The following is a 22,553-nucleotide window of genomic DNA, read 5'->3' on the forward strand; positions in this document are numbered from 1 at the left end:
CACCGCCCAGCCTCACGGAGGAAGACCATGAACCTGGCCCTGGAGGGAAAGAAGGCCCTCGTCACCGGCGGCACCCGAGGCGTCGGCCGGGGCATCGTGCTCGCGCTGGCCCGGGCCGGCGTCGACGTGGTGACCTGCTACCGGCAGCCCAGCGACCACGTCGGTTCGCTGGAACGAGAGCTGAAGGAGACCGGCGGCGACCACCACGTCCTGCGCGCCGACCTCAGCAGGCCCGAAGAGGTCGCCTCCCTGGTGGAGCAGGCCGGAGCGGCGTACGGCCGCCTCGACCTGGTCGTCAACAACGCGGGCACGATCAGCCACGTCCCCTACGCCGACCTGCCGGTGGAGGAGTTCCAGCGGATCTTCACCACCAACGTCACCGCCGCCCACCTCGTGATCCAGCACTCCCTTCCGCTGCTGCACGCGGGCTCGTCCGTCATCAGCATCGGCTCCAAGGCGGTGGACGCCGGCATCCCGCTGCGCTCGCACTACACCGCCACGAAGGCGGCCCTGGTCGGCCTCAACCGGTCGCTGGCCAAGGAGTTCGGCGCCAAGGGCATCCGGTTCAACGTCGTCGCCCTCGGCGTGGTGGAGACCGAGAACCTGCACGCGCTCCCCGAGGACCAGCGGAAGCTGATGGTCGAGCGCTACAGCGCCAAGACCGCGCTGGGCCGGCTCGGCACCCCGGACGAGGTGGCCGGCGCCGTCCTCTGGCTCGCCAGCGACCTGTCCCGGTACGTCACCGGGTCCACCGTCAGCGTCGACGGGGGGATCTCCTGATGACGTTCCGGGTCACCCTGCGGATGGAGCTCAAGCCCGGCGCCGAGCACGCCTTCGTCGACGAGTGGCACCGCGGCACCGACGCGGTCACCGGCCACCCGGCCAACCTCGGACAGTGGCTGTGCAAGGACACCACCGTGGACGACGTCTACTGGATCGTCAGCGACTGGCTCGACGAGCCGCGCTTCCGCGCCTTCGAGAACAGCCCCGCCCACCTGGAACACCGGGCCAGGCTGCACCCGTACCGCAGCGGCGGCTCCTTCCACACCATGGAGGTCACCGCCCACATCCCCGGACCGGCGGCGAGCCCCGATGCCTGAGGTGCGGGTGCTGGTGTACCAGTTCGCCCGCGACGACGCCGAACTGGCCGCCGTACGCACCGCCTACCACCAGGTCAGCGAACGGCTCGCCGAGGTGCCCGGAATGCTCGGCAACGAACTGCTCCTCCGGCTCCACGACCCCGGCTCGCTGGTGGTGGTCAGCCGCTGGGCGAGCATGGCCGCCTTCCAGGACTGGGAGGCCGGTCCGGAACACCGCGACGACACGGCGCCCCTGCGCCCCTACCGGGACACCCGCACCGGCACGCCGTTCGCGGTCTACGAGGTCGACGCGGCCTACTGAACGACCCGCACCCCGCGACCGCTGTCCCCGGCGCCCCTCCCCCTGGCGCCGGGGACAGCCCCCTGTCGCGGCAACCCCCTCACCAAGGAACACGAAGGAAGGCGGCACGATGAGCCCCACCACTCTGGCCTTCATCGGACTCGGCAGCATGGGCGGCGGCATGGCACACCGCCTGCTCGGGGCCGGATACCGGCTGACCGTCCACAACAGGACCGCGGACAAGGCCGCACCGCTCCTCGCCCAGGGCGCCGTGGCCGCGGGCTCGCCCGCCGAGGCCGTGGCAGGCGTCCGCACCGTGCTGCTCAGCCTCAGCGACGAGGCCGCCGTCGAGAAGGTGCTGTTCGGCGAGGTGGTCGCCGCCCTCGAGCCCGGCAGCATCGTCATCGACACCTCCACGGTCTCCCCGGAGTACGCCCGGCACAGCGCGGCCCGGCTCGCCGAGGCCGGGCTGCGCCGGGTCGAGGCGTGCGTCGTCGGCAACCCGCTGCAGGCCCGGGAGGGCCTGCTGCGAGTCTTCGTCTCCGGCGACGACGCCGACATCGAGGCGGTGCGGCCCGTCCTGGAGACCATCGGCTCCGAGGTCGTGCCGCTCGGCGCGCCGGGCGCCGCCGCCACCGCCAAACTGATCCTCAACCTGCTGCTCGGCGCCCAGGTCGCCGCGCTCGCCGAGGCCGTGACGTACGGCCAGCGGGCCGGCCTCGACCGGGACCGGCTGCTCGCGACCGTCGCCGGGAGCGGGTTCAGCTCCGAGGTCCTGCGGTTCCGCGCCGAGCTGATGCGCAAGGGCAGCTACCGGCCGGCGTTCTTCCGCTCCGCGCTGATGGAGAAGGACCTGCGCCTCGCCGTCGCCGACGCGGCGCGGGCCGGTGTCGCGATGCCCGTGCTCGACACCGTACGGGCCCGCTTCGCCACCGTCGTCGAGGCCGGGGACGGCGACCACGACGCCGCGGTGCTGATCGAGCACACCTAGGGCCTGTCGTTCACACGCCCGCCTGCCCGCCTGCCCGCCTCCCGGCGACGCCTGGCACGCCCGCTCGGACCGCCGGGGCGGGCGTCAGCGGCGGAGCATCCGGGCGAGGGCGGCGTGCAGGGCGTCCTCGGCGTCGTCCGGTATCCCGGCCGACCGCCAGGCCACCACCCCGTCCGGGCGGACCAGCACCGCCCCCGCGTCCGTCGTGCCGTACGCCTTCGCCCAGCCGCCGTCCCGGTCCCCGTACGCCCCGCCGCCGCCGATGCCGTGCACCCGGAGCGGCACGCCGAGGCGCCGCGCCGCCGCCGCGGCCGCCGCCGGCCACGGTCCCGGCCGGGCACCCGTCAGCAGCACCGGGCCGTCCCCGAACAGGTCCAGGGTCGAGCACTCCGCACCGTCACGCAGCAACGTCACGTGCGGGGCGCGGGTCCCCGGCAGGCCGCGCGGATCGGTCACCCAGACGTCGCCGCCCACCGCGTAGCGCCAGCCGAACCACACGGTGGTGTCGTCCACGACACCGGGCGGCAGCACCCGCCGTGCCCCGCGCCCACCGTCGCGCGGCCGGTCCCGCTGGCGCAGCACCGCCTGCCGTACGGTGGCCGCACCGACCGGCCGGCGTTCGGCCTCGTAGCTGTCGAGCAGAGCGGGGGAGGCCTGCCCGGCGAGCACCGCGGCCAGCTTCCACGCCAGGTTGTGGGCGTCCTGCACACCGCAGTTCGAGCCGAAGGCGCCGCTCGGCGGCATCACGTGGGCGGCGTCGCCCGCGAGGAAGACCCGGCCGGCCCGGAACCGGCGCGCCACCTTGGCGGCGGCCTCCCACGGAACGGCGCCAAGCACCCGCACGGCGAGATCCGGCACGCCCGAGGCGGCCCGCACCAGCGCGGCACACCGCTCGGGCGGGAAGGCGGCGAGCACCTCCTCGGGCGTGCCCGGGTCGTCGGGGCCGAGGATGACGTCCAGCCGCCATTCGCTCGCGTTGTCCAGCGGGATCAGCGCGCCGCGTACCCGGTCGTTGAACGTGTAGCACATGACGAACCGCCGTTCGCCGAGCTCCTCCGTGAGATCGGCGCGGAAGTGGATCGCCAGGAAGCGGCCGAGACCGCCCGTCCCGTCGAACGGGATGCCAAGGCGGCGGCGCAGCCCGCTGCGGGCGCCGTCGGCCGCGACCAGATAGCGCGCCCGGAGCCGGCTCGTCGCACCGGCCGCGCCGTCGCGCACCACAGCCGTCACCCCGTCGGCGTCCTGCGCGCACGACACGAGCTCGCTGCCGAAGCGGAACTCGGCCCCGGCCCGTTCGGCGGCCCGGCGCAGCACGCCCTCCAGCTCGTTCTGATGGCACAGACACCAGCTCGTGGGCGACAGCGCGCCGAGATCGGAGGCGACCTCGCGGTAGTATTCCTCCTGGAACGCGCCCAGTTCCGGCCCGGCCAGCGACCGCGCCAGCCGCAGCCCGCTGTTGCGGGCCAGCGCCCGCGCGGACGGCAGGGCGCGCAGCTCGTCCTCGAGCCCGGCGGCGCGCAGCAGCTCCATCGAGCGCGGGTTGACGCCCCGGGTACGCGGATGGGCGGACAGGCCCGCGCGCTGCTCGAGGACCACGCAGGCCACGCCGCGCCTCGCCAGGAAGAGCGCCGTCGACAGCCCGACCAGGCTGCCTCCGACGACCAGTACGGGAACCTGCGGCTGCTCGGTCATCCGGATCTCCTCTGCGGGGACGTCGGGGGCCCGAGGATCGGCACGGGGTGTCGAGGACGGCTCAAGAGGGGCCCCATCGAGCGCGATTCGAGTCCGGCCGGGCAGCCTGGCGGCGCGGGCGAGCGCCACGACCCGCCTGAGCAGCGAACGAGTCGAGGGGAGCGTGGAGATGACCGAGTACGCGCGCGGGCCGGTGCGGGTGGTCCTGCGGATGGAGATCGCCCCGGGCCGGGAGGCCGAGTTCGAGGCGGTCTGGCTGGAGATCGGCACGATCATCGCCCGGCAGCCGGCCAACCGGGGCCAGGTCCTGGTCCGCGACGAGGACCAGGACCGGCCCGTCTACCACGTGTTCACGGACTGGGCGGACGAGGCGAGCTTCCGCGCCTTCGAGCGGAGCGCGGAGCACGTGGACCACCGGCGCCGGCTGGCTCCGCTGCGCACGGGCGGCGCCATGACCGTCACCCGGATCGTCCACGACCTCCGCCCCGCGCCCGCCACCGCCTAGGGGGTCTCGAAGACCCCGGATCTACACCCCGCCGTCCACGTTCAGCGTCACCCCGCTGATGTACGCGGAGGTGTCGCCGGCCAGGAACAGCACCGCGCCGGCCACGTCCTCGGGGCGGCAGATCCGGCCGAGGGCGGTCATGCCGACGATGCGGGTGACCGCCTCCGGCGGCAGCCCGGCGCCCGGCTCGGTCTCGGTCAGGCCGGGCGCCACGGTGTTGACGCGAATGCCGCGCGGCCCCAGCTCCTTGCAGAGCGCCCGGGTCAGGCCGATCAGCGCGGCCTTCGACGCCGTGTAGTGGACCCCGCGGACCCGGCCGCGCAGCGCCACCGACGAGCCCACGTTGACCACGGACGCACCGTCGGCCAGCAGGGGCAGCGCCGCCTGCGTGACCAGGTACGCCGAGGTGACGTTGGCGTCCATCACCCGGTGCCACTCGTCCTCGGGCAGCTCCTCGAACCAGACCTGCCCGTCCACGCCGACGTTGTTCACCAGCGCGTCCAGGCCGCCCAGCGACTCCCGCGCCCGCTCGGCCAGCTCCGCCGCCCCCGCCGAGGTGGTCACGTCGGCCCGGACCACCAGATGCCCGTCACCGGTCTCCTTCAGTTCGCGCACCAGCGAGTCGGCGTCCGCGCCGGCCGTCCGCGAGCACACCACCACGCGCGCGCCCGCACGGGCGAACGCGAGTGCCGTCGTCCTCCCGATGCCCCGTGTCCCACCGGTGACGAGTACGCGCTTGCCCGCGAGTCCCTGTTCCATCCGAGTCTCCTTCCGCTGCCGTCATGCCCGGGCCGTGCAGGGCCGGGCCACCCTCCCGCGCCGTTCTCGCGAACTCCTGGACGGCAGCTCGAGCGGCCCGCGATCCATCCGAGAGCCCGATGGGGGACCTTCCGGACCGTCAGCTGAACCTCCGGAGAGGGTGGGGCGGATCGATGCGGGTACTGTTCACGACCTGGGCGTGGCCCTCGCACCTGTACGGGCTGGTCCCGATGGCCTGGGCCTGCCGGGCGGCCGGGCACGAGGTGCTGGTCGCCGGCCAGCCCGGCATCCACGACGAGACCGTCCGGACCGGGCTGCCCGCGGCGACGGTCGGGCACGACGTGGACGCGGTGGGGCTGGTCCGCGGCTATGTGCTGCCGTCGCGGACCCTGCCCGCGCCGGCCGCGCCGGCCGGCCCCGAGGGGCGCGGCCCGCGCGCGCTGCGGATGTTCCACGCCCACGCGGACTCCATGGCCGACGACCTCACCGCGCTGGCCCGCGACTGGCGGGCCGACCTGGTGGTGTACGAACCCACCGCCCTCGCCGGTCCGATCGCCGCCGCCGCGGCCGGAGTCCCGGCCGTACGGCTGCTCTACGGCACCGACCTGATGCTGCGCGCGCGGCCCCTGCTGGCCGACGTGCTCGCGCCACTCGCCGCACGCAACGGCGTGGACGCCTTCGACCCGTTCGGCGACCTCACCGTCGACCCGTGCCCCGACGAGTTCCAGCTCCCGACGGACCTGCGGCGGCTCTCCATGCGCTACGTGCCGTTCAACGGGCCCGGCGCCGGCACCCCGATCGCACCGCCCCCGCCCGGCCGGCGCCGAGTGGTGGTGACCTGGGGCCACACCATGGCCCGGCTGTCCCCGGCGCACTTCCTCGCCCCTCAGGCGGCCCTGGCCGCCCACGGCCCCGACACCGACGTGGTGCTGGCCGTCTCCGCCGACCAGCTCCCGCTCCTCGGCGACCTCCCGGCCGACGTCACCGTCGCCGTGGACACCCCGCTGCGGCAGCTGCTCGGCGACGCCGACCTGGTCGTCGCGCACGGCGGCGCCGGCACCGTACTGACGAGCCTCCAGGCCGGCGTACCCCTCCTGCTCGTCCCCCAACTCCCCGACCACGCCGGCCACTCGGCGCGCGTCCTGGCCACCGGCACCGGCGAGGTGCTCAGCCGCGACGAGGCCGGCCACGAACGGCTGCGCGGCGAGATCCGGCGCCTGCTCGCATCCGACCGGGAGCGCGCCGCGGCCCGGCGCCTCGCCGAACGCAACCTGGAGCGGCCCGCCCCCACCGACCTCGTCGCCGAGCTGGAACGGCTCACCGACACGCGGGCGGCAGCCGTCCGCTGAGCGCACACCAGAAGGAGAGAGAGCCTTGGAGATCGGACTGGGTCTGCCCACCACCGTCCCCGACGTCGACGGCCGGACGCTGCCGCAGTGGGCCCGCCGTGCGGAGGAGTGCGGCTTCGCCAGCCTCGGGGTGCTGGACCGGCTGGTGTACGCCAACCTCGAGCCGTTGGTCTCGCTCGCGGCGGCGGCGGCCGTCACCGAGCGGATCAGACTGCTGACCACCATCCTGATCGCGGCCTACCGGGGCGACACCGCGCTGCTCGCCAAGCAGGCCGCCACCATCGACGCCCTCTCCGGCGGCCGGCTGGTGCTCGGGGTCGCCGCCGGCGGCCGGGAGGACGACTACGCCGCCACCGGCACCGGCTACCGGGACCGCGGAGCACGCCTGGACGCCGCGCTCACCGAACTGCGGGAGATCTGGGCGGGCCGCGGCAAGGTCCCCGGCATCGGCCCCGCCCCGGTCCGCCCGGAGGGAGTACCGCTGCTGGTGGGCGGTCACTCGCCGCGCGCGATGCTGCGCTCGGCGCGGTTCGGCACCGGCTGGATCGCGGGCGGCAACTCCGTCACCGCGTACGCCGAACTGGTCCGCCAGGCGCGGCAGACCTGGATCGACGAGGGCCGCACCGAGCGCCCGCGGATGGTGGCCATCCTCTACGCCCACCTCGGCCCGGACGCCGCCCGCGTCGCCGGTGACTACCTGCGCGGCTACTACTCGTTCGTCGGCCCGAAGGCCGAGCGGACGGCCGCCGGCGTCCTCACCGATCCGCGGCGCGTCCGCGACGCCGCCCAGGCCTACGCCGAGGCGGGCTGCGACGAGCTGATCCTGCTGCCCTGCACGGCGGATCTCGCACAGGTGGAGCTGCTGGCCGACGCGGCGTTCTGACCGCGACCGCCGAAAGGGCCCGCCCCGGAAGATCCGGAGCGGGCCCTTTCGGCGGTCGCGGTCAGCGGAGCCCGGCCGACCTGCCCAGCACGTCGTCGAGCACCTGCTCGGCGTCCGCGCCGCCCGGACCGGTGGCACGCCAGGCGACGAAGGCGTCCGGGCGGACCAGCACCGCACCGCCGGCCCCGACCCCGTACGCCTCGGCCCAGTCACGGTCCTTGGGCCGCAGCTCGCTCTCCGGGCCGACGCGGTGCACCCGCAGCGGCACGCCGAGCCGCTCGGCCGCCGCGACGGCCGCCTCGGCCCAGGGGGACCCGGCGTCGTCGGTGAGCAGGACGTACGCGTCCCAGAACAGGTCGATCGTGGAGACGATGGCGCCGTCGCGCTCGATCCAGACGTGCGGCGCTCGCGTGCCGGGCTCTCCGGTGAGCTGCAACTGCGGCGTGAGCACCGGGCCGGTGGTGTCGCTGACGATCGACGGCGACGTGTACCGGTAGCCGAGCGTGATGATGATGTCGTCCACCATGTCCGCGCGGTCCTGCTCGGTGGCGTGGCCGTGCCGGATGCGGTTGCGGACCATCGCCTGCGCGGCCATCGCCGAACCCACCGCGTGCCGCTCGTCGTGGTAGCTGTCGAGCAGCGGGTCGCCCGCCCAGCCCTTGAGCACGGCCGCCAGCTTCCAGGCCAGGTTGTGGGCGTCGTGGATGCCCGTGTTGGCGCCGAAGCCGCCCGCGGGCGGGTGCAGGTGGGCGGCGTCGCCGGCCAGGAAGACCCGCTGCGTGCGGAACCGCTCCGCGACCAGCTGGGCGCCCTGCCACGGCACCTTGTCGACGATCTCCACCGCCAGGTCCGCCTTGCCCGCCGCGGTCCGGACGATCTCGACGCAGCGCTCGTCGGTGAAGTCCTCCGGCTTCTCGCCGCGCTCGGGATGGTAGATCGGCGCGGCCAGGTACGGGTCGCAGCCGTGCAGCCGGGACAGCCCCATCAGGGTGCCGTCGACGTTCGCGTAGCAGAGGATGAACCTGCGGCCCTTGAGCACGGTCTCCAGCTCGGGCGCCTTGAAGTAGATGCTGAGCGCGTTGAACACCGTGCCGCGTCCCTCGCGCTCCACCCCGAGGTGTCCGCGGACGCTGCTGTTCGCGCCGTCCGCGCCCACCAGGTAGTCGGCGCGGATGGTGAACCGCCGGCCGGTGGCGTTCTCCTCGGCGACGGCGGTCACCCCGTCCGCGTCCTGGGTGAACTCCACGAGCCGGGTGGCGAACCGGACGTCGGCGCCGTACTCCCGGGCCTTCTCCACCAGTACCTTCTCGTACCGGTCCTGGCCGCAGCCCATCACCCGCTCCGGGCTGACGGTCGGGCCGTCCAGCGACGGCGACTCGAGCACCACGGCGTCGTCGATCCCGGAGAAGGTGTCGACCTGGATGATGCCGCCCTCGAAGTAGGGGTGCGAGTCGCCCATCTCCAGCGCCCGGATGTCGGCGGAGACGCCGGCCGCCCGGAACAGCTCCAGGGTGCGCGCCTGGAGACCCGGGGCGCGGGGCAGCAGCGACGTGCCGTCGCGCTTCTCCAGCACCATCGTGCGGATCCCGTGCCGCCCGCTGAACAGGGCGGTGGAGAGGCCGACCGGCCCCGCTCCCACGATCAGCACAGGGATGTTCACGTCATACATGCGTGTCCCCTCATGAACAGACGAACAGTGCCGGGTTGATCCGCCGCACTGCGACCGGAGGAAAGAGTTACCGGCGGCGCCTCGAGGATTCCTGGCCTCACGGTCGGGCGCCCTCGGGCCGGCGGGCGGCGCTCCGGGTCTCCAGGGAGGTTCGAGGGGCGCTCCACGCCCTGCTGACAGCGTCTCAGGCCGACAGGTGCGGCGCCTGGCAGGCAGGCGTCCAGGAAGGAGTCCTCACCATGACGACCAAGGCCCCGGACGTCGGCACTGCCGCCGGGATCCTGCGCCTCGGCAACGCGTTCTGCGACGCCAAGGCCCTGCTGACCGCCGTCGAACTCGACCTGTTCACCCACTTGCACAACGCGCCGGGCGGATCGGCCGACGAGGCCGGGATCAGGGAGGCGCTCGGGCTGCACGGACGCGGCCTGCGCGACTTCCTCGACCTGCTGGTGGCGCTGCGGATCCTGGAGCGCCGAGGCGGCCGCTACCGCAACGCCGCCGGCGCCGACCGGCACCTGGTGCGCGGCGCCGGCGAGTACATCGGCGGCTTCCTGCTGCGCTCCAGCCGCAACCTCTACCCGGCGTGGGGCCGCCTGGAGGAGGCCCTGCGCACCGGGCAGCAGCAGTCGGGCAGCCACTACGACGAGGTGACGCAGAATCCGGAGATCCTGCGCCAGTTCATCGGCAGCATGGACGCCTTCACCAATGTCCTCGGCGCCCAGCTGATCGAGGCGTACGACTGGTCCGGTCACGCCTCGGTGCTCGACGTCGGCGGCGCCCGGGGCAACCTCGCCTCGCAGATCGTCCGGGCCCGGCCGCACCTCGCCGGGCACGTCTTCGACCTGCCCGAGATGGAGCCCTTCGCCAAGGAGCTGATCGCGGACCTCGGCCTCGGCGGCAGGCTGGAGTTCCACGGCGGCAGCTTCTTCACCGATCCGCTGCCCTCGGCCGACGTGGTGATCCTCGGGCACGTCCTGCACGACTGGGACCCCGGGCAGCGGAGCATGCTGATCCACAAGGCGTTCGACGCGGTCAACCCCGGGGGCACCCTGCTGGTCTACGACCGGATGCTGGACGACGAGCCCGAGCACGCCGAGAACCTGGTGATCAGCCTCGACATGCTGCTCGTCACCGACGGCGGCTCGGAGTACCCGGCCGCGGAGATCGTCGGCTACGCCGAGCAGGCCGGCTTCGCCCGTACGGAGGTCCGTCCGCTCGGCGACTACGACACCCTGGTGGCCTGCCACAAGGCCTGACGGGTGCCAGGAGCGGCCCGCGCACACCGCAGCGCCCCCGGAGGTTTCCGGGGGCGCTGCCGCATAGGGACGCGATCGTGGCGGTCAGGGCTTGCGGGCGACGACCAGGGTGTCGAACGCGGCGAGCGGCCGATGGGTGATCCCGGTGAACCCGGCGTCGCGGGCCTCGGCGGTCAGCTCCGCGACGGTGTACTCCGCGCCGCCGTCGGTGACGAGCAGCATGTTCAGGCTGGCCACCAGGTTCTCGGTGTCGTCCTGCCGCTCGCCGAGCATCCGGTCGTAGATCAGGACCGCCCCGCCGGGGCTGACCGCGTCGAACGCCTTGCCCAGCAGGTGGCGGCGCTGCGCGGGGTCCCAGTCGTGCAGGATGTGGCCGAGGACCAGGACGTCGGCCGGGGGCAGCGGGTCGCGGAAGAAGTCGCCGGGGTGGAACACCGCCTGTCCGGTGCGGCCCAGTTCGGCCATGTGCTCGTGGAAGAACGGCTCCAGCTGCGGCAGGTCGAAGACGTGCCCTTCAAGGCCGGGCCGTGCGGCGAGGAGCTGGCCGAGGAGTCCGCCCCGGCAGCCGCCGACGTCGAGCACCGAGCGGTGGCCGGAGAAGTCGTACGCCTCGGTCAGCCGGGCGCCCAGGCCCTGGGTGAGCCCGTCCATCATCCGTACGAAGTTCCCGGTCGCCCCGGCGTCGTCGAGCATGCCCGTGTAGTCGGTGTACGCCTGCGGCTCGCCGGTGCGCAGGGCCTCCGCCAGTCGCCCGTACACCGGGTACAGGTTGAGGTCCGAGCCGCGCAGGAAGCCGCCGACGGCGCCGGGCCGGCCGGAGACCAGGTAGCGGGCGGCGCCCTCGGCGTTGCGGTAGCGGCGCTCCTCGTCGCGGTGCAGCAGCCCCAGCGCGGTGAGCAGGTCCAGGAAGTCGGTCAGGCCCCGTCCGTGCAGCCCGAGCCGCACGCGCAGCTCCTCGGCGCCGGCCGGGCCCTCGTCGAGGACCGTGAACAGGTCGAGACGGACCGCGGTGAGCAGCGCCTTCGCGTCGCAGAACCGATTGCCGAGCCGGAGGATGCCGGCCGCCGTGCCGGTGTCCCAAGCGGTTGCTGTCATGCCGGGTCTCCTTCGTGTGGGCGGGCCTGTGGCCCGGATTCCTCCGGCGCCTGGCGCGCGGCGCGAGCGGGGAGCAGGAACACCAGCAGGAAGGCCGCGGCGAGCAGCCCCGTCTCGTACCAGAGCACCTGGGAGAAGGAGACGGAGAAGCCGCGGTGGCCGGCGAGCAGGCCGAAGAACAGCACGCCCAGTACGGCGACACCGGCCGCCGAGCCCAGCTGGTTGACGGTGTTGAGGACGCCGGACGCCGCGCCGGCGTCCCGTTCGGGCACCCCGGACAGCACCAGCTGGACCAGGGGAGAAGCCACCACGCCCATGCCGAGGCCCGTGACAAGCAGCCACGGCGCGAGCTGCCAGGTGCCGGCGGAGGAGCCGAGGTGCCGGACCGTCAGCAGGAGCGCGAGCGTGCCGGCCGTCATCACGGCGATGCCGACGGCCAGCACCACCCGGCCGAAGCGCCGGGCGGCCAGCGGGGAGACCGCGGAGGTGGTCATGGCGCCGAGGGCGTACGGCATCACCGCCAGGCCGGCTTCGGACGGCGAGAAGCCCAGGCCGTTCTGCAGGTAGTAGGTGAACGGGAAGAAGAAACCGGCCACCGCGGCGAAGAACACCGTGAGCAGCGCGAGGCCCACGGTGAAGGTCCGCCGTTCGAAGAGCGCGGGCGGCACCAGCGCGAAGCCGTCCCGTCGCTCCTTGGCCCGCTCGTGGAGCGCGAACCCCACGGCGAGCGGGACCGAGCCGGCCATCAGCACGAACGACCAGACGGGCCAGCCCAGTTCGCGCCCCTGCACCAGCGGGAACAGCACCGCGAGCAGGGCCGCGGTCAGCAGCAGTACCCCCGTGAGGTCAAGGCGCCTGGCCACGGGGGCCCGCGAGTCGCGGACGCAGACGGCCACGCCCGCCAGCGCGACGAGCCCCACCGGCAGGTTGATCAGGAAGATCGGCCGCCACGAGAGACCGAACAGGTCGGCGTTGATCAGCAGGCCGCCGAGCATCGGTCCGAGCGCCGAGGACAGCCCGGACAGCGCGCCGAACAGCCCGAAGACCCGGGCGCGTTCATGGTCGGGGAACGACACCTGAAAGGTCGACATCCCCTGGGTGACCACGAGCGCGCCCCCGAAGCCCTGGAACGCCCGTGAGACGATCAGGACGCCCGCGTCCGGCGCGACGCCGCAGCTCAGCGACGCCAGCACGAACACCACGATCCCGGTCAGCAGCACGCGCTTGCGCCCGACGAGGTCGCCGATCCGGCCCGCCGTCACCAGGCTGAGCGCGAACGTGAGGGTGTACGCCTCCACCACCCACTGCAGGGTCGCCCCGCCGGCGTGCAGCTGCCGCTGGAGGCCGGGCAGGGCCACCACCACGATGGAGGTGTCGATCAGGTCCAGCGCCATCGCGACCAGGACGAAGACCGCGGCCCGCCAGCGGGCCGGGTCGAGGGCGCTCGGATCGGCCAGGGTCACGGAGTCGGATGAAGTCGTCATGCGGATCTCTCGGTGGGGGCTTGCGGGGGCGCGGGCGGAGGTCAGGACGCGGCCGGGGCGGCCTCCAGCGCGTGGTACTGGTAGGGGCACGGCAGCGGGACGGTCGCGGTGAGCTCCAGACCGGCCGCCTCGAACACCCGGCGGTACTCCTCCAGCGTCCGCTCCCGGCCGGTGGTCATCACCAGCATCTCGATGTCGGAGATGGCGGCGCCGAGCGCGTCGGCCGGATCCGTGTCCGCGCCGTTCTCGGGCAGCACCGAACTGAACACCACCACGCGGCCGTCGGCGGGCAGCACCTCGCGGATGTTGCGGAGGATGCGCACGCTCTCCTCGTCGTTCCAGTCGTGCAGGATGTTCTTCAGCAGGTACAGGTCACCGCCCGCGGGCACCGAGTCGAAGAACGAACCCTCGCTGATGCCGCAGCGCTCCGAAAGACCGGCCTCCGCGAGCACGCCCGCCGTCTCCGCCAGTCCGTTGTCGGTGTCGAAGACGGTGCCGCGCAGCTCCGGGTTGGCCGCCAGGACGGCCGAGAGCAGGGTGCCGCGGCCGCCGCCCACGTCCACCACGTGGCGGAACCGGGTGAAGTCGAAGTGCCGCACGATCGCCGGGGACTGCACGTCGCTGCCGCCGGTCATCGCGGCGTGGAAGGTCGCCGCCAGCTCGCCGTCCTTCTCGAAGTAGTCGAACAGTGGGGCGCCGTTGGCGATCTCGAACGCCGAGCGCCCGGTGCGCACCGACTCCTCGAGCACCTCCCAGGCCCGCCACACCGGCGCCGCCGCGTGCATGTCGGACAGCGGCCCGAAGTGCTCGGCGACCGGCGTCGCCCGGTACCCGTCGGCGTCCAGCGAGAGCACCCCCGCCCGGACGGCCGCGTACAGCAGCCGGCGCAGACTGCGCGGGTGGGCACCGGTGGTCTCGATCAGCTCCTCGGCGGTGCGCGGGCCGTCCTGCACCGCGGCGAGGACACCGAGGCTGCTCACGGTCGCGCCGATCTGGTGGAGGGCGAATCCGAAGGCCAGCGGCAGGTACTCCGCCGCGGTCGCCGGCTGCGTCGGGATCTGACTGCTCATTGCTCTCCCTCTGGGTTCCGTACGGAGGTGTACCGGGGGGAATGTCGCAGTGCCCGATGGAGTCTCGCTCGAACCCGCGCCGGGCCGTGGCGCGGCCGCGGCGTTCGACCGGGCTTCGAGCGGATCCCCAGGACGGATGCGCACGCTGGCCCGGTCCGAGCAGTGCGCGCAAGGAGAGGGCGGTTCAGACATGAGCGGCGACCGGTGCCCCGTCGGGTATCCCCTTCCATGGGCCCCCGCCCCCGACATACCGGAGGGCTGGACGACGCTGCGCGAGCAGCCGCTCCTCGAGATCACACTGCCCAGCGGCGAACCCGCGCTGCTGGTCACCCGGTACAAGGACGTACGGCGGCTCTTCGCCGACGAGCGGCTCAGCCGCAACACCTTCGGCCGGGCCTCCCGCGTCTCCGCCAGCAACGACCTGTTCGGGGATCCCCGGATCGACAACGACCCGCCCCGCTATCTGACCGAACGCGCCGTCGTCATGCGGGCGTTCAGCGCGCGCCGGATCGAGGCGCTGCGCGTGGTGGTCAAGGAGATCGTCGGGCAGCTCCTCGACGAGATGACCGCGGCGCCGCAGCCGGTCGACCTGATGGAGGCGTTCGCCTACCCGCTGCCGATCCTGGTGATCTGCCACATGCTGGGCGTGCCGCCGCAGGACCGGGCCAAGTTCCGCCGCCTCATCGACGGCTTCCTGTCCGTCTCCCGGCTGCCCGAGGACGAGGTCGAGGAGTGCCGGCGGCAGTACTGGGACTACCTGACCGAGCTGATCGACGCCAAGCGCGAGAGCCCGGGCGACGACCTGATCAGCGAGCTGATCGAGATCAGCCGCGAGGACCCCACGAAGCTGACCGACTACCAGCTCCAGCACTGGGTGAAGACCCTGCTGATCGCCGGCTACGTCACCACCGCCTCCCAGCTCGGCACCGGCATGGCCGTGCTGCTGCACCGGCCCGAGGTGGCCGCCGAGCTGAAGGCGGACCTGTCGCTGGTGCCGTCGGCCGTGGAGGAACTGCTGCGCTACCAGATCATGGGCACCTCGCTGGGCACGCTGCGCTACGCCGTCGAGGACATCGAGCTGCTCGACGGCACCACGGTCATCCCCAAGGGCTCCACGGTGCTGCTCTCCCAGGAGGCCAACATGGACGCCGACGAGTTCGAGAACCCGCTCGACCTGGACATCCGCCGCACCGAGAACCACCACCTGACCTTCGGCGCGGGCATCCACTTCTGCGCCGGCGCCGCGCTGGCCCGGATGGAACTCCAGGAGGCCACCGAGGGCCTGCTGCGCCGCCTGCCCGGGCTGCGGCTCGCGGTGCCCGGCGAGGAGCTGAAGCGCCCGGAGGGCGGCTTCCTGGCCGGCTACACCGAGATCCCCGTGAGCTGGTGACGGCGATGGGCTCCCTGCGTGTCTCCGCCGACCGGGAGACCTGTGTGACCAGCAGCCTGTGCGTCTACCGGCTGCCGCAGGTGTTCGACCAGGACGAGGAGGGCCGCGTCCTGGTCCTGGACGGGCGGCCCCCGGACACCCTGCGCGACGAACTGCGACGCGCCTGGCGAGGCTGCCCGACCCGCTCCATCCAGGTCGAGGGCCTCACCTCCGAGGAGGGCGACACCACCCCATGACCAGCGAACCGCTGCACGCCGAGGCCGCCGCCGGCGAGACACCTGCCGCCGCTCCCCTCCGCGTCATCGTCATCGGCGCCGGCACCGGCGGCATGGCGCTGGCGCACGGGTTGCGGCGGGCCGGGTTCGACGTCGTCGTCTACGAGCGGGACCGGACCCGAAGCGCCGGCCTGCACGGCTATCGCGTCGGGATCGGGCCCGACGGGAGCGCGGCCCTCAAGCAGCTGCTGCCGCCCGAGCTGCACGAGACGTTCAAGGCCACCTGCGCCCGGCCGCCGCGCCACTTCGTCATGCTCACCGAGCGGCTGCGCACCAGCATCGACCTGCCGCTGCGCCCCGCCGTGGACGAGGAGAGCGGCGAACGCTCCGTCAGCCGGATGACGCTGCGCCAGGTGCTGTTCACCGGCATGGAGGACGTCATCCGGTTCGGCCGGACGTTCACCCATTACGAGCAGCGCCCCGACGGCAGGGTCACCGCGTACTTCGCGGAGGGCGGCGAGGACACCGGTGACCTGCTGGTGGCGGCGGACGGCGTCGGCTCCCGCGTACGCAAGCAGTACCTGCCGCACGCCCGGGTCGAGGACGCCGGCATCATCTCCGTCGCCGCCAAGCTCCCGCTCACTCCCGAGTCCCGCGCCCTGCTCCCGGAGGCCGTCGCCGACGGCATCGGCCTGGTCCTCGCGCCCCACGGGTACAGCTGCATCCTGCACACCATGGAGTTCCCGTGGGACCGGGACGGGCGGCTCAAGAACGGCATCGGCGGCAACGACGCCGACCTGGTCCGGCAGTGGCCCGGCCTGCTCTTCGACAACACCCGCGACTACGTCAACTGGGGCTTCTGGGCGTCCACCGACAAGTTCCCGCCCGACGTGCTCAAGCGCGACGGCCGCCAACTGATCGACCTCGTCCGGCAGATGACCGCGGACTGGCACCCGAACCTGCGGGAGCTGTTCCGGCTCGCCGACCCGAGCACCTGCTTCCCCATCAACATCCGCACCTCCGTGCCCGTGCCCCAGTGGCCCACCGGCAACATCACCCTCATCGGCGACGCCATCCACACCATGACGCCCGGTCAGGGCGTCGGCGCCAACACCGCGCTGCGCGACGCCGCCCTCCTGACCCGCAGGCTCATCGACTTCCGGGACGGCCGCAGCAGCCTGCACGACGCCGTCCGCGCCTACGAGACCCGAATGATCGACTACGGCTTCGAGGCCGTCCTCGCCTCCCGGGCCCAGACCGGCGGCGACCAGCCGATCCACCGGCCGTACCTCGGCCGGCTCGCCCTCGCGGCCCTGCGCGCCCAGCTCCATGTCGCGTCCCGCATCCCGTCCGTGAAGCGGCGGATGGCCGACGCCATGCACACCCGTCGCGGCGGAGACCGCGACGAGGACTGACCCACCCACGTACCGCCACCCGAGGAGGAACCACCGTGGACATCGGCGTTTGCCTGCCGATCGGCGTGCCCGGCGCCGAGGGCGACCGGTTGATCGAGTTCGCCCGCCGGGCCGACCGCCTCGGCTTCAGCAGCCTGACCGTCACCGACCGCGTGGTGTACGACAGTTACGACAGCATCGTCGCCCTGTCCGCCGCCGCCGCGGTCACCACCCGGATCAAGCTGGTCACCGCCATCCTGCTGCCCGCCTACCGGCCCAGCGCCGTCGAGCTCGGCAAGCAGCTCGCCAGCCTCGACCGGATCTCCGACGGCCGCCTGGTCGTCGGTGTCTCCGCCGGCATGCGCGAGGACGACTACGCCGCCACCGGCACCGACTTCCACACCCGAGGCCGCCGCCTGGACACCACGATCGAGGAGATGCGGCAGATCTGGGCGGGAGAGGGACCCCACGCCGGCGTCGGACCCCGCCCCGTCCACGGCGACATCCCGCTGTGGGGCGGCGGCCACTCCCCAGCCGGCCTGCGCCGCGCCGCCCGCCACACCATCGGCTGGATCTCGCCCGGCGGCCCGCCCCAGCGGTACGCCGAGCAGGTCGAGGGCTTCCGCAAGCTCTGGGCCGAGGAGGGCCGCGAGGGCGCCCCCCGGATGGGCGCCAACTGCTACGCCGCGCTCGGCCCGAACGGCGCGGAAGACGCCCGCGCGCACATGCTCTCGTACTACGGCTACATGGGGCAGCTCGCCGAGCACCTGGCGAAGGGCGCCATCACCGAGGCCGGGACGCTCCGCGCGGTCGCCGACGGCTACGCGGCGGCCGGCTGCGACGAACTGTTCCTGCTGTCGGTCACGGCCGACCCCGGCCACCTCGACCTGCTCGCCGAAGCGGTCCTGCGCTGATGGCGCGGATGCCCGGCACCGGGCGCAGCGCCGTCGTGGTGGGCGGCGGGATCGGCGGCCTGGCCGCCGCCGTCGGCCTGCACCGGACCGGGTGGCGGGTGACCGTTCTCGAACGCGCCCCCGAACCGCGCGAGACCGGTGCGGGCATCTCACTGCTCACCAACGCCCAGCGCGCGCTCGACCTGCTCGGCGTCGGCGACGACGTACGGCAACGCGCGGCGACCATGGCCCCCGGCGGCGAAGGCCTGCGCCTCGCCACCGGGCGCCGCCTGCAGCCACCCGCCGACCCGGCGTTCCTCCGCGCGCACGGCCTCTCCCTGATCGTGCTGACCCGCCCGGAGCTGCACGCCGTGCTCCGCGCGGCCCTCCCGGACCGCGCCCTGTGCACCGGTGCCGAGGTCACCGGCGTCGTCGACCTCCAGGGCGGCGCGGCGGTCGTCCACCGCACGCCCGTCGGCGAGCGGACCGTGCACGCCGACCTGGTCGTCGCCGCCGACGGCGCGTTCAGCCGGATCCGGCGCGCGCTGTGGCCGCAGGTCCCGCCGCCCGTGTACAGCGGCCACAGCGTGTGGCGCGGCATCGCCGAGGGCGTCGACAGCTCCGCCGAGCCCGGCGGCAGCAGCTGGGGCCGCGGCCTGGAGTTCGGCCGCATGCCGCTCGGCGGCGACCGCGTCTACTGGTTCGCCGTCGCCAACACCCCGGAGGGGCTGCGCTTCGCCGACGAACACGCCGAAGTTCGACGCCGGTTCGGACGCTGGCACCACCCGGTGCCCGAGCTGATCGCCGCCACCCCGGCGGACCGCGTCCTGCGCCACGACGTCTACGAGCTGGCCCGGCCGCTGCCCTCGTACGTCTCCGGACGGGTCGCGATGCTGGGCGACGCCGCCCACGCCATGACCTCCGACCTCGGCCAGGGCGCCTGCCAGGCCCTGGAGGACGCGGCCGTCCTGTGCGCCGCGCTCGCCGCCGAGCCCGACGTCCCGACGGCCCTCGCCCACTACGACGAGCAGCGCCGGCCGCGCTCCCAGGGCATCGTCGAAGCCAGCCGCCGCATGGGCGAGTTCAAGCTCACCGAGAACCGCTGGCGCATCCTGCGCCGCAACGCCCGCCTCCGCCGCACCCCGCCCACCGCGAGCCAACAGGGCCTGGCCGCCGTCGGCGACTGGCACCCCCCGGCCCTCGACACGGCCCCCCTCAAGGAAGCGACATGACGCAGCGAGAGGAATCGACGTGTTCGTCGTGATCGGCGCCGGCGGAACCGTCGGGCGCGAAGTGGTCGCCGGGCTGCGCGCCGACGGCCGGCCCGTCCGGGCGTTCGTACGGGATCCGGGCCGGGTCCGCTTCGGGCCCGGCGTCGAGGTGGCCGTCGGGGACCTCGGACGGCCGGAGACCGTACGGGCCGCGCTGGACGGAGCCGAGGCGGTCTTCGTGCTGTCCGCCGGGCCCGACGCCGCCGCACAGGAGGCGGTGGTCGCCGACGAGGTGCGCCGGTGCCGGGTCGGCCGGGTCGTGAAGCTCTCCTCGGTCGCCGCGGACGAGCCCGCCCTCGGCTCGTACGGCCGCGCCCACGCGCAGGCCGAGCAGGCGTTCGCCCGTACCGGCGCCGAGTTCACCGCGCTGCGCCCCACCGCCTTCATGTCGAACGTGCTGCAGTGGCGCGCCTCGATCACCGCCGAAGGGACCGTGTACCAGACGTACGGGCGGATTCCGCGCGCCGTGGTCGACCCGGCGGACGTGGCCGCCGCGGCCGTGGTCTGCCTGACCACCGACGGGCACGGCGGAAAGGTCCACCGGCTCACCGGGCCCGAGGCGCTGACCGCGCCCCAGCAGGCGGCCCGCGTCGCCGCACTCCTCGGCCGCCCGCTGACCTACGTCGAGGCGCCCCGCGAGGCCGCCGCCGAGGCGATGGCGGCGGGCGGCCTGCCGGCCGGGTTCGCCGCCGGACTGCTCGACGCCCAGGCCGACCCCGACCCGCGCAGAGGCGGCCTCCCGCTGCCCACCGTACGGAACCTGACCGGACGGGAACCGAACGGTTTCGACGCCTGGCTGGCGCGCCACAAGCACCTGTTCGAGACGGGATGACGCTCCGGCGGGACTCAAGCCGTTCTCGATCGACGTGGTCGAGTTTCGAGGGGATCCACACCTGGTAGAACTCGCCCGACGGGGGCAGGAGGGGGACGAGAAGCATGACGTTACGTCAGCGGTTGTGGACGCGTGCCGAGCCGCTCCTCGGGCAGGTGCGCGCACACCCCTTCTGGACGGGCCTGTGCGACGGCACCCTGCCGCCCCAGGCCCTCCGGTACTTCGCCGAGCAGGACTTCCGCTTCACCGTTCCCGCCTACGCGCGCGCCCTCGCCCGTACGGCCGCCGCCGCGCAGCGCCCCGAACAGGGGGCGCTCCTGGCGGGCGCCGCCGGCGCGACCTTCGAGTCCCTCGACCGGATGTCACGCGAACTCGACACGCTGGCCGACCGGTTCCCGCACCTGGAACCGGCCCACGCCATCAGCGCGGCCACGCTCGCCCACACCTCCTTCCTCACCGCGGTCTCGACCGGCTCCTTCGCCGCGGCGATGGGCGGTCTGCTGCCGATGACCTGGTTCCACCAACAGGTCTGCGTCGAGCTGCGGCGGCGCCAGGTGCCGGGCACGCGCTACACGGACTGGATCGCCCAGTACTGCCCGGGAGACGGCTTCGACGACTACGTCGAGGCGTACCTCGCGCTCGTCGACGACTTCGCCGCCACCGCGTCCGAGGCCGAACTCACCCTCCTGGCGGACGGTTTCCTGCACGGGGCGCGCTACGAGCTCGCCTTCTGCGAAGCGGCCCTGGCGGCCGCGGAACCGGGCCGACACCACATCGGAAAGGAATTCATGAAGTGACCCCGTACGACGAGACCGTGCCCGTCCTGATCGTCGGCGGCGGCTATGCCGGGCTGGCGACCTCGCTCTTCCTCTCGCACCACGGAGTGAGGTCGCTGCTCGTCGACCGGCACGCCGGTGTGGCGGTCCAGGGGCGCGCCCGCGGCATCAACCCCCGTACGATGGAGATCTACCGGCCGCTCGGCCTGGAAGCGGAGATCAAGGAGGCCGGCCGCCCCTTCGACGCCGACTCGGGCGTCGTCCGCTGCGAGAACCTCAGCTCCGAGTGGCACTGGATCATGGCGCAGGACTCCCCGCGCGCGCTGCCCGAGTTCACCGCCGGCGAGTTCGGCATGGCCGACCAGAGCACCGTGGAGCCCGTCCTCGCGAAGCGCGCCCGCGCCAACGGCGCCGAGATCCGGCACCACACCCAGTGCGTCTCGGTGGAGCAGGACGCGGACGGCGTCACGGCCGTGATCGAGGACCGCGGCACGGGCGAGCGCCGCACCGTGCGCGCCGGGTACCTGGTGGCCTGCGACGGCTACCGCGGCACCATCCGCGACGGCCTCGGCATCGCGCGGACCGGGCGCGGCACGATCCGCTCCTACGTCTCCTTCGTCATCAAGGCCGACCTGTCGGACCTGATCGAGAAGACCGCGCTGTTCTGGATCATCGGCGGCAACGGCGTCGCCGGCGGCTTCGTCACCCACGCCCTGCCGGACCACTGGGGCGTCGCGCTCACCTACGACCCCGCCGAGGAGTCTCCCGAGGACTACACCCTGGAGCGGTGCGTCGCGGCGGCCCAGGCCCTGATCGGCCGGGACGCTCCGGTCGAGGTCATCGACAAGTCCTCCTGGGAGGAGGCGGTCGGGGTCGCCGACCGCTACCGCGCCGGCCGCGTCTTCCTCGTCGGCGACGCCGCGCACGTCTGGCCGCCGGCGGGCGCGCTGGGCGCCAACTCGGCGGTGCAGGACGCCCACAACCTGGCCTGGAAGCTCGCCGCGGTGATCAAGGGACAGGCCGGCGACGGCCTGCTGGACAGCTACGAGGACGAGCGGCGCGCCGTCGCCGTGGAGCTGGCCGACCTCACCGTGCGCAGCCAGGAGTCGCGCTTCGGGCCCACCCCGCAGGAGGACCCGCTGGAGCCGACGCTGTGCATCCTGGCCCAGCGGTACCGCTCCTCGGCGATGATCGGCGCGGAGCACAGCGGCGTCATCGGCGAGCAGGTCGACCAGTACGCCAGGCCCGGCACCCGCGCGCCGCACCTGTGGCTCGACCACGACGGCCGCCGCATCGGCGCGCACGACCTGTTCCACGACGCGTTCGTGCTCCTCACCGGTCCCTCCGGCGACGAGTGGAAGGGCGCGGCGGCCGAGGCCGCGGCGCGCGCCTCGGTGCCCGTGCGGGCCTACCGGGTCGGCCCGGCCGCCTCCGGCGCCGAGCTGACCGACGTCGAGTCCGAGTGGGCGACCCGTTACCGCCTCGGCCAGGGCGGTGCGGTCCTGGTCCGCCCCGACGGCTACGTCGCCTGGCGCGGCGAGGAGCTTCCCGCCGACCCGGCGGCGGCGCTCACCGACGCGCTCCGGCAGGTCCTCTCCGTCACCGCCTGAACACCACGAGGGCGCCGGTCCCGCACGGGACCGGCGCCC

The 22,553-nt window shown here is 73.8% G+C and carries 22 protein-coding genes; 16 read left to right on the top strand and 6 right to left on the bottom strand.

Annotated features, from left to right (window positions below; translation table 11 throughout):
- Positions 1–27: 27 nt before the first annotated feature.
- The 4 genes from ACIRSU_RS08660 (at position 28) to ACIRSU_RS08675 (ending at position 2,371) form a co-directional block, all read left to right on the top strand.
- On the top strand, positions 28–780 hold the full coding sequence (locus ACIRSU_RS08660) for an SDR family NAD(P)-dependent oxidoreductase (protein WP_403789990.1): 753 nt from the start codon (positions 28–30) through the stop codon (positions 778–780).
- A complete protein-coding gene (locus ACIRSU_RS08665; protein WP_403789991.1) occupies positions 780–1,100 on the top strand; it encodes an antibiotic biosynthesis monooxygenase family protein in 321 nt (106 codons plus the stop codon). Before ACIRSU_RS08660 ends, ACIRSU_RS08665 begins: the two co-directional genes overlap by 1 nt.
- Positions 1,093–1,401: an antibiotic biosynthesis monooxygenase family protein gene (locus tag ACIRSU_RS08670; protein ID WP_403789992.1), complete on the top strand. Its 309-nt coding sequence runs from the start codon at positions 1,093–1,095 to the stop codon at positions 1,399–1,401. The genes ACIRSU_RS08665 and ACIRSU_RS08670 overlap by 8 nt, the downstream gene beginning before the upstream one ends.
- Positions 1,402–1,510: 109 nt before the next feature.
- Entirely contained in the window at positions 1,511–2,371 is an 861-nt protein-coding gene (locus ACIRSU_RS08675) for an NAD(P)-dependent oxidoreductase (RefSeq protein ID WP_403789993.1), read from the top strand.
- Between the two features lie 84 nt (positions 2,372–2,455).
- Here ACIRSU_RS08675 and ACIRSU_RS08680 read toward each other — a convergent pair whose 3' ends face one another.
- Entirely contained in the window at positions 2,456–4,063 is a 1,608-nt protein-coding gene (locus tag ACIRSU_RS08680; protein ID WP_403789994.1) for an FAD-dependent monooxygenase, read from the bottom strand.
- A gap of 169 nt (positions 4,064–4,232) precedes the next feature.
- Here ACIRSU_RS08680 and ACIRSU_RS08685 point away from each other — a divergent pair, with 169 nt between their 5' ends.
- Positions 4,233–4,568 (top strand): antibiotic biosynthesis monooxygenase family protein, encoded by a 336-nt coding sequence (locus ACIRSU_RS08685; protein WP_403789995.1) that lies wholly within the window; start codon positions 4,233–4,235, stop codon positions 4,566–4,568.
- Between the two features lie 21 nt (positions 4,569–4,589).
- Here the strand turns inward: ACIRSU_RS08685 and ACIRSU_RS08690 are convergent, their stop codons facing one another.
- Positions 4,590–5,327, bottom strand: a complete 738-nt coding sequence (locus ACIRSU_RS08690) for an SDR family NAD(P)-dependent oxidoreductase (protein WP_403789996.1) — start codon at positions 5,325–5,327, stop codon at positions 4,590–4,592.
- Positions 5,328–5,500: 173 nt separating this feature from the next.
- Between ACIRSU_RS08690 and ACIRSU_RS08695 the strand changes: the two genes are divergently transcribed.
- Together ACIRSU_RS08695 and ACIRSU_RS08700 are read left to right on the top strand one after the other, a co-directional pair.
- Positions 5,501–6,676, top strand: coding sequence for a nucleotide disphospho-sugar-binding domain-containing protein (locus ACIRSU_RS08695; RefSeq protein WP_403789997.1), 1,176 nt, complete (start codon positions 5,501–5,503; stop codon positions 6,674–6,676).
- A gap of 25 nt (positions 6,677–6,701) precedes the next feature.
- Positions 6,702–7,559 (top strand): LLM class flavin-dependent oxidoreductase, encoded by an 858-nt coding sequence (locus ACIRSU_RS08700; RefSeq protein ID WP_403789998.1) that lies wholly within the window; start codon positions 6,702–6,704, stop codon positions 7,557–7,559.
- Positions 7,560–7,620: 61 nt separating this feature from the next.
- On the opposite strand, the gene ACIRSU_RS08705 is transcribed toward ACIRSU_RS08700, so the two are convergent.
- Positions 7,621–9,228 carry an FAD-dependent monooxygenase gene (locus ACIRSU_RS08705; RefSeq protein ID WP_403789999.1) on the bottom strand — a complete coding sequence of 536 codons (1,608 nt, stop codon included), beginning with the start codon at positions 9,226–9,228 and terminating at the stop codon, positions 7,621–7,623.
- A gap of 239 nt (positions 9,229–9,467) precedes the next feature.
- Here ACIRSU_RS08705 and ACIRSU_RS08710 point away from each other — a divergent pair, with 239 nt between their 5' ends.
- Complete coding sequence (locus tag ACIRSU_RS08710; protein WP_403790000.1) at positions 9,468–10,484, top strand: methyltransferase; 1,017 nt, start codon at positions 9,468–9,470, stop codon at positions 10,482–10,484.
- Between the two features lie 84 nt (positions 10,485–10,568).
- Here the strand turns inward: ACIRSU_RS08710 and ACIRSU_RS08715 are convergent, their stop codons facing one another.
- Genes ACIRSU_RS08715 through ACIRSU_RS08725 form a run of 3 tightly spaced genes read right to left on the bottom strand, consistent with a single transcriptional unit; the run spans position 10,569 to position 14,133 of the window.
- Positions 10,569–11,579, bottom strand: coding sequence for a methyltransferase (locus ACIRSU_RS08715; protein WP_403790001.1), 1,011 nt, complete (start codon positions 11,577–11,579; stop codon positions 10,569–10,571).
- Positions 11,576–13,063: an MFS transporter gene (locus ACIRSU_RS08720; RefSeq protein ID WP_403790002.1), complete on the bottom strand. Its 1,488-nt coding sequence runs from the start codon at positions 13,061–13,063 to the stop codon at positions 11,576–11,578. The genes ACIRSU_RS08715 and ACIRSU_RS08720 overlap by 4 nt, the downstream gene beginning before the upstream one ends.
- Positions 13,064–13,104: 41 nt before the next feature.
- Positions 13,105–14,133, bottom strand: a complete 1,029-nt coding sequence (locus tag ACIRSU_RS08725) for a methyltransferase (protein WP_403790003.1) — start codon at positions 14,131–14,133, stop codon at positions 13,105–13,107.
- A 190-nt stretch (positions 14,134–14,323) separates the two neighbouring features.
- On the opposite strand from ACIRSU_RS08725, the gene ACIRSU_RS08730 reads away from it, so the two are divergent.
- From ACIRSU_RS08730 to ACIRSU_RS08765, 8 genes are all read left to right on the top strand, one after another.
- The gene (locus ACIRSU_RS08730; RefSeq protein WP_403790004.1) at positions 14,324–15,523 is read left to right on the top strand and encodes a cytochrome P450; all 1,200 of its coding nucleotides are present in this window, start codon (positions 14,324–14,326) and stop codon (positions 15,521–15,523) included.
- Positions 15,524–15,528: 5 nt separating this feature from the next.
- On the top strand, positions 15,529–15,759 hold the full coding sequence (locus tag ACIRSU_RS08735) for a ferredoxin (protein WP_403790005.1): 231 nt from the start codon (positions 15,529–15,531) through the stop codon (positions 15,757–15,759).
- The gene (locus ACIRSU_RS08740) at positions 15,756–17,153 is read left to right on the top strand and encodes an FAD-dependent oxidoreductase (protein WP_403790006.1); all 1,398 of its coding nucleotides are present in this window, start codon (positions 15,756–15,758) and stop codon (positions 17,151–17,153) included. Before ACIRSU_RS08735 ends, ACIRSU_RS08740 begins: the two co-directional genes overlap by 4 nt.
- Positions 17,154–17,188: 35 nt before the next feature.
- Positions 17,189–18,046, top strand: a complete 858-nt coding sequence (locus ACIRSU_RS08745) for an LLM class flavin-dependent oxidoreductase (RefSeq protein WP_403790007.1) — start codon at positions 17,189–17,191, stop codon at positions 18,044–18,046.
- A complete protein-coding gene (locus ACIRSU_RS08750) occupies positions 18,046–19,257 on the top strand; it encodes an FAD-dependent monooxygenase (RefSeq protein WP_403790008.1) in 1,212 nt (403 codons plus the stop codon). Before ACIRSU_RS08745 ends, ACIRSU_RS08750 begins: the two co-directional genes overlap by 1 nt.
- Positions 19,258–19,276: 19 nt before the next feature.
- Positions 19,277–20,128, top strand: coding sequence for an NAD(P)H-binding protein (locus tag ACIRSU_RS08755; protein WP_403790009.1), 852 nt, complete (start codon positions 19,277–19,279; stop codon positions 20,126–20,128).
- 104 nt (positions 20,129–20,232) lie between these two features.
- Positions 20,233–20,925, top strand: coding sequence for a TenA family protein (locus ACIRSU_RS08760; RefSeq protein WP_403790010.1), 693 nt, complete (start codon positions 20,233–20,235; stop codon positions 20,923–20,925).
- Positions 20,922–22,514, top strand: coding sequence for an FAD-dependent monooxygenase (locus ACIRSU_RS08765; protein ID WP_403790011.1), 1,593 nt, complete (start codon positions 20,922–20,924; stop codon positions 22,512–22,514). Before ACIRSU_RS08760 ends, ACIRSU_RS08765 begins: the two co-directional genes overlap by 4 nt.
- The last annotated feature ends 39 nt before the right edge of the window (positions 22,515–22,553 follow it).

It is taken from the genome of Streptomyces sp. NPDC101160 (assembly GCF_044768205.1).
Lineage (GTDB): Bacteria > Actinomycetota > Actinomycetes > Streptomycetales > Streptomycetaceae > Streptomyces.

Coding starts and splice junctions, on each gene's coding strand:
- ACIRSU_RS08660 (WP_403789990.1), top strand. CDS start 28: ATGAACCTGGCCCTGGAGGGAAAGAAGGCCCTCGTCACCGGCGGCACC.
- ACIRSU_RS08665 (WP_403789991.1), top strand. CDS start 780: ATGACGTTCCGGGTCACCCTGCGGATGGAGCTCAAGCCCGGCGCCGAG.
- ACIRSU_RS08670 (WP_403789992.1), top strand. CDS start 1,093: ATGCCTGAGGTGCGGGTGCTGGTGTACCAGTTCGCCCGCGACGACGCC.
- ACIRSU_RS08675 (WP_403789993.1), top strand. CDS start 1,511: ATGAGCCCCACCACTCTGGCCTTCATCGGACTCGGCAGCATGGGCGGC.
- ACIRSU_RS08680 (WP_403789994.1), bottom strand. CDS start 4,063: ATGACCGAGCAGCCGCAGGTTCCCGTACTGGTCGTCGGAGGCAGCCTG.
- ACIRSU_RS08685 (WP_403789995.1), top strand. CDS start 4,233: ATGACCGAGTACGCGCGCGGGCCGGTGCGGGTGGTCCTGCGGATGGAG.
- ACIRSU_RS08690 (WP_403789996.1), bottom strand. CDS start 5,327: ATGGAACAGGGACTCGCGGGCAAGCGCGTACTCGTCACCGGTGGGACA.
- ACIRSU_RS08695 (WP_403789997.1), top strand. CDS start 5,501: ATGCGGGTACTGTTCACGACCTGGGCGTGGCCCTCGCACCTGTACGGG.
- ACIRSU_RS08705 (WP_403789999.1), bottom strand. CDS start 9,228: ATGTATGACGTGAACATCCCTGTGCTGATCGTGGGAGCGGGGCCGGTC.
- ACIRSU_RS08710 (WP_403790000.1), top strand. CDS start 9,468: ATGACGACCAAGGCCCCGGACGTCGGCACTGCCGCCGGGATCCTGCGC.
- ACIRSU_RS08715 (WP_403790001.1), bottom strand. CDS start 11,579: ATGACAGCAACCGCTTGGGACACCGGCACGGCGGCCGGCATCCTCCGG.
- ACIRSU_RS08720 (WP_403790002.1), bottom strand. CDS start 13,063: ATGACGACTTCATCCGACTCCGTGACCCTGGCCGATCCGAGCGCCCTC.
- ACIRSU_RS08725 (WP_403790003.1), bottom strand. CDS start 14,133: ATGAGCAGTCAGATCCCGACGCAGCCGGCGACCGCGGCGGAGTACCTG.
- ACIRSU_RS08730 (WP_403790004.1), top strand. CDS start 14,324: ATGAGCGGCGACCGGTGCCCCGTCGGGTATCCCCTTCCATGGGCCCCC.
- ACIRSU_RS08735 (WP_403790005.1), top strand. CDS start 15,529: ATGGGCTCCCTGCGTGTCTCCGCCGACCGGGAGACCTGTGTGACCAGC.
- ACIRSU_RS08740 (WP_403790006.1), top strand. CDS start 15,756: ATGACCAGCGAACCGCTGCACGCCGAGGCCGCCGCCGGCGAGACACCT.
- ACIRSU_RS08750 (WP_403790008.1), top strand. CDS start 18,046: ATGGCGCGGATGCCCGGCACCGGGCGCAGCGCCGTCGTGGTGGGCGGC.
- ACIRSU_RS08760 (WP_403790010.1), top strand. CDS start 20,233: ATGACGTTACGTCAGCGGTTGTGGACGCGTGCCGAGCCGCTCCTCGGG.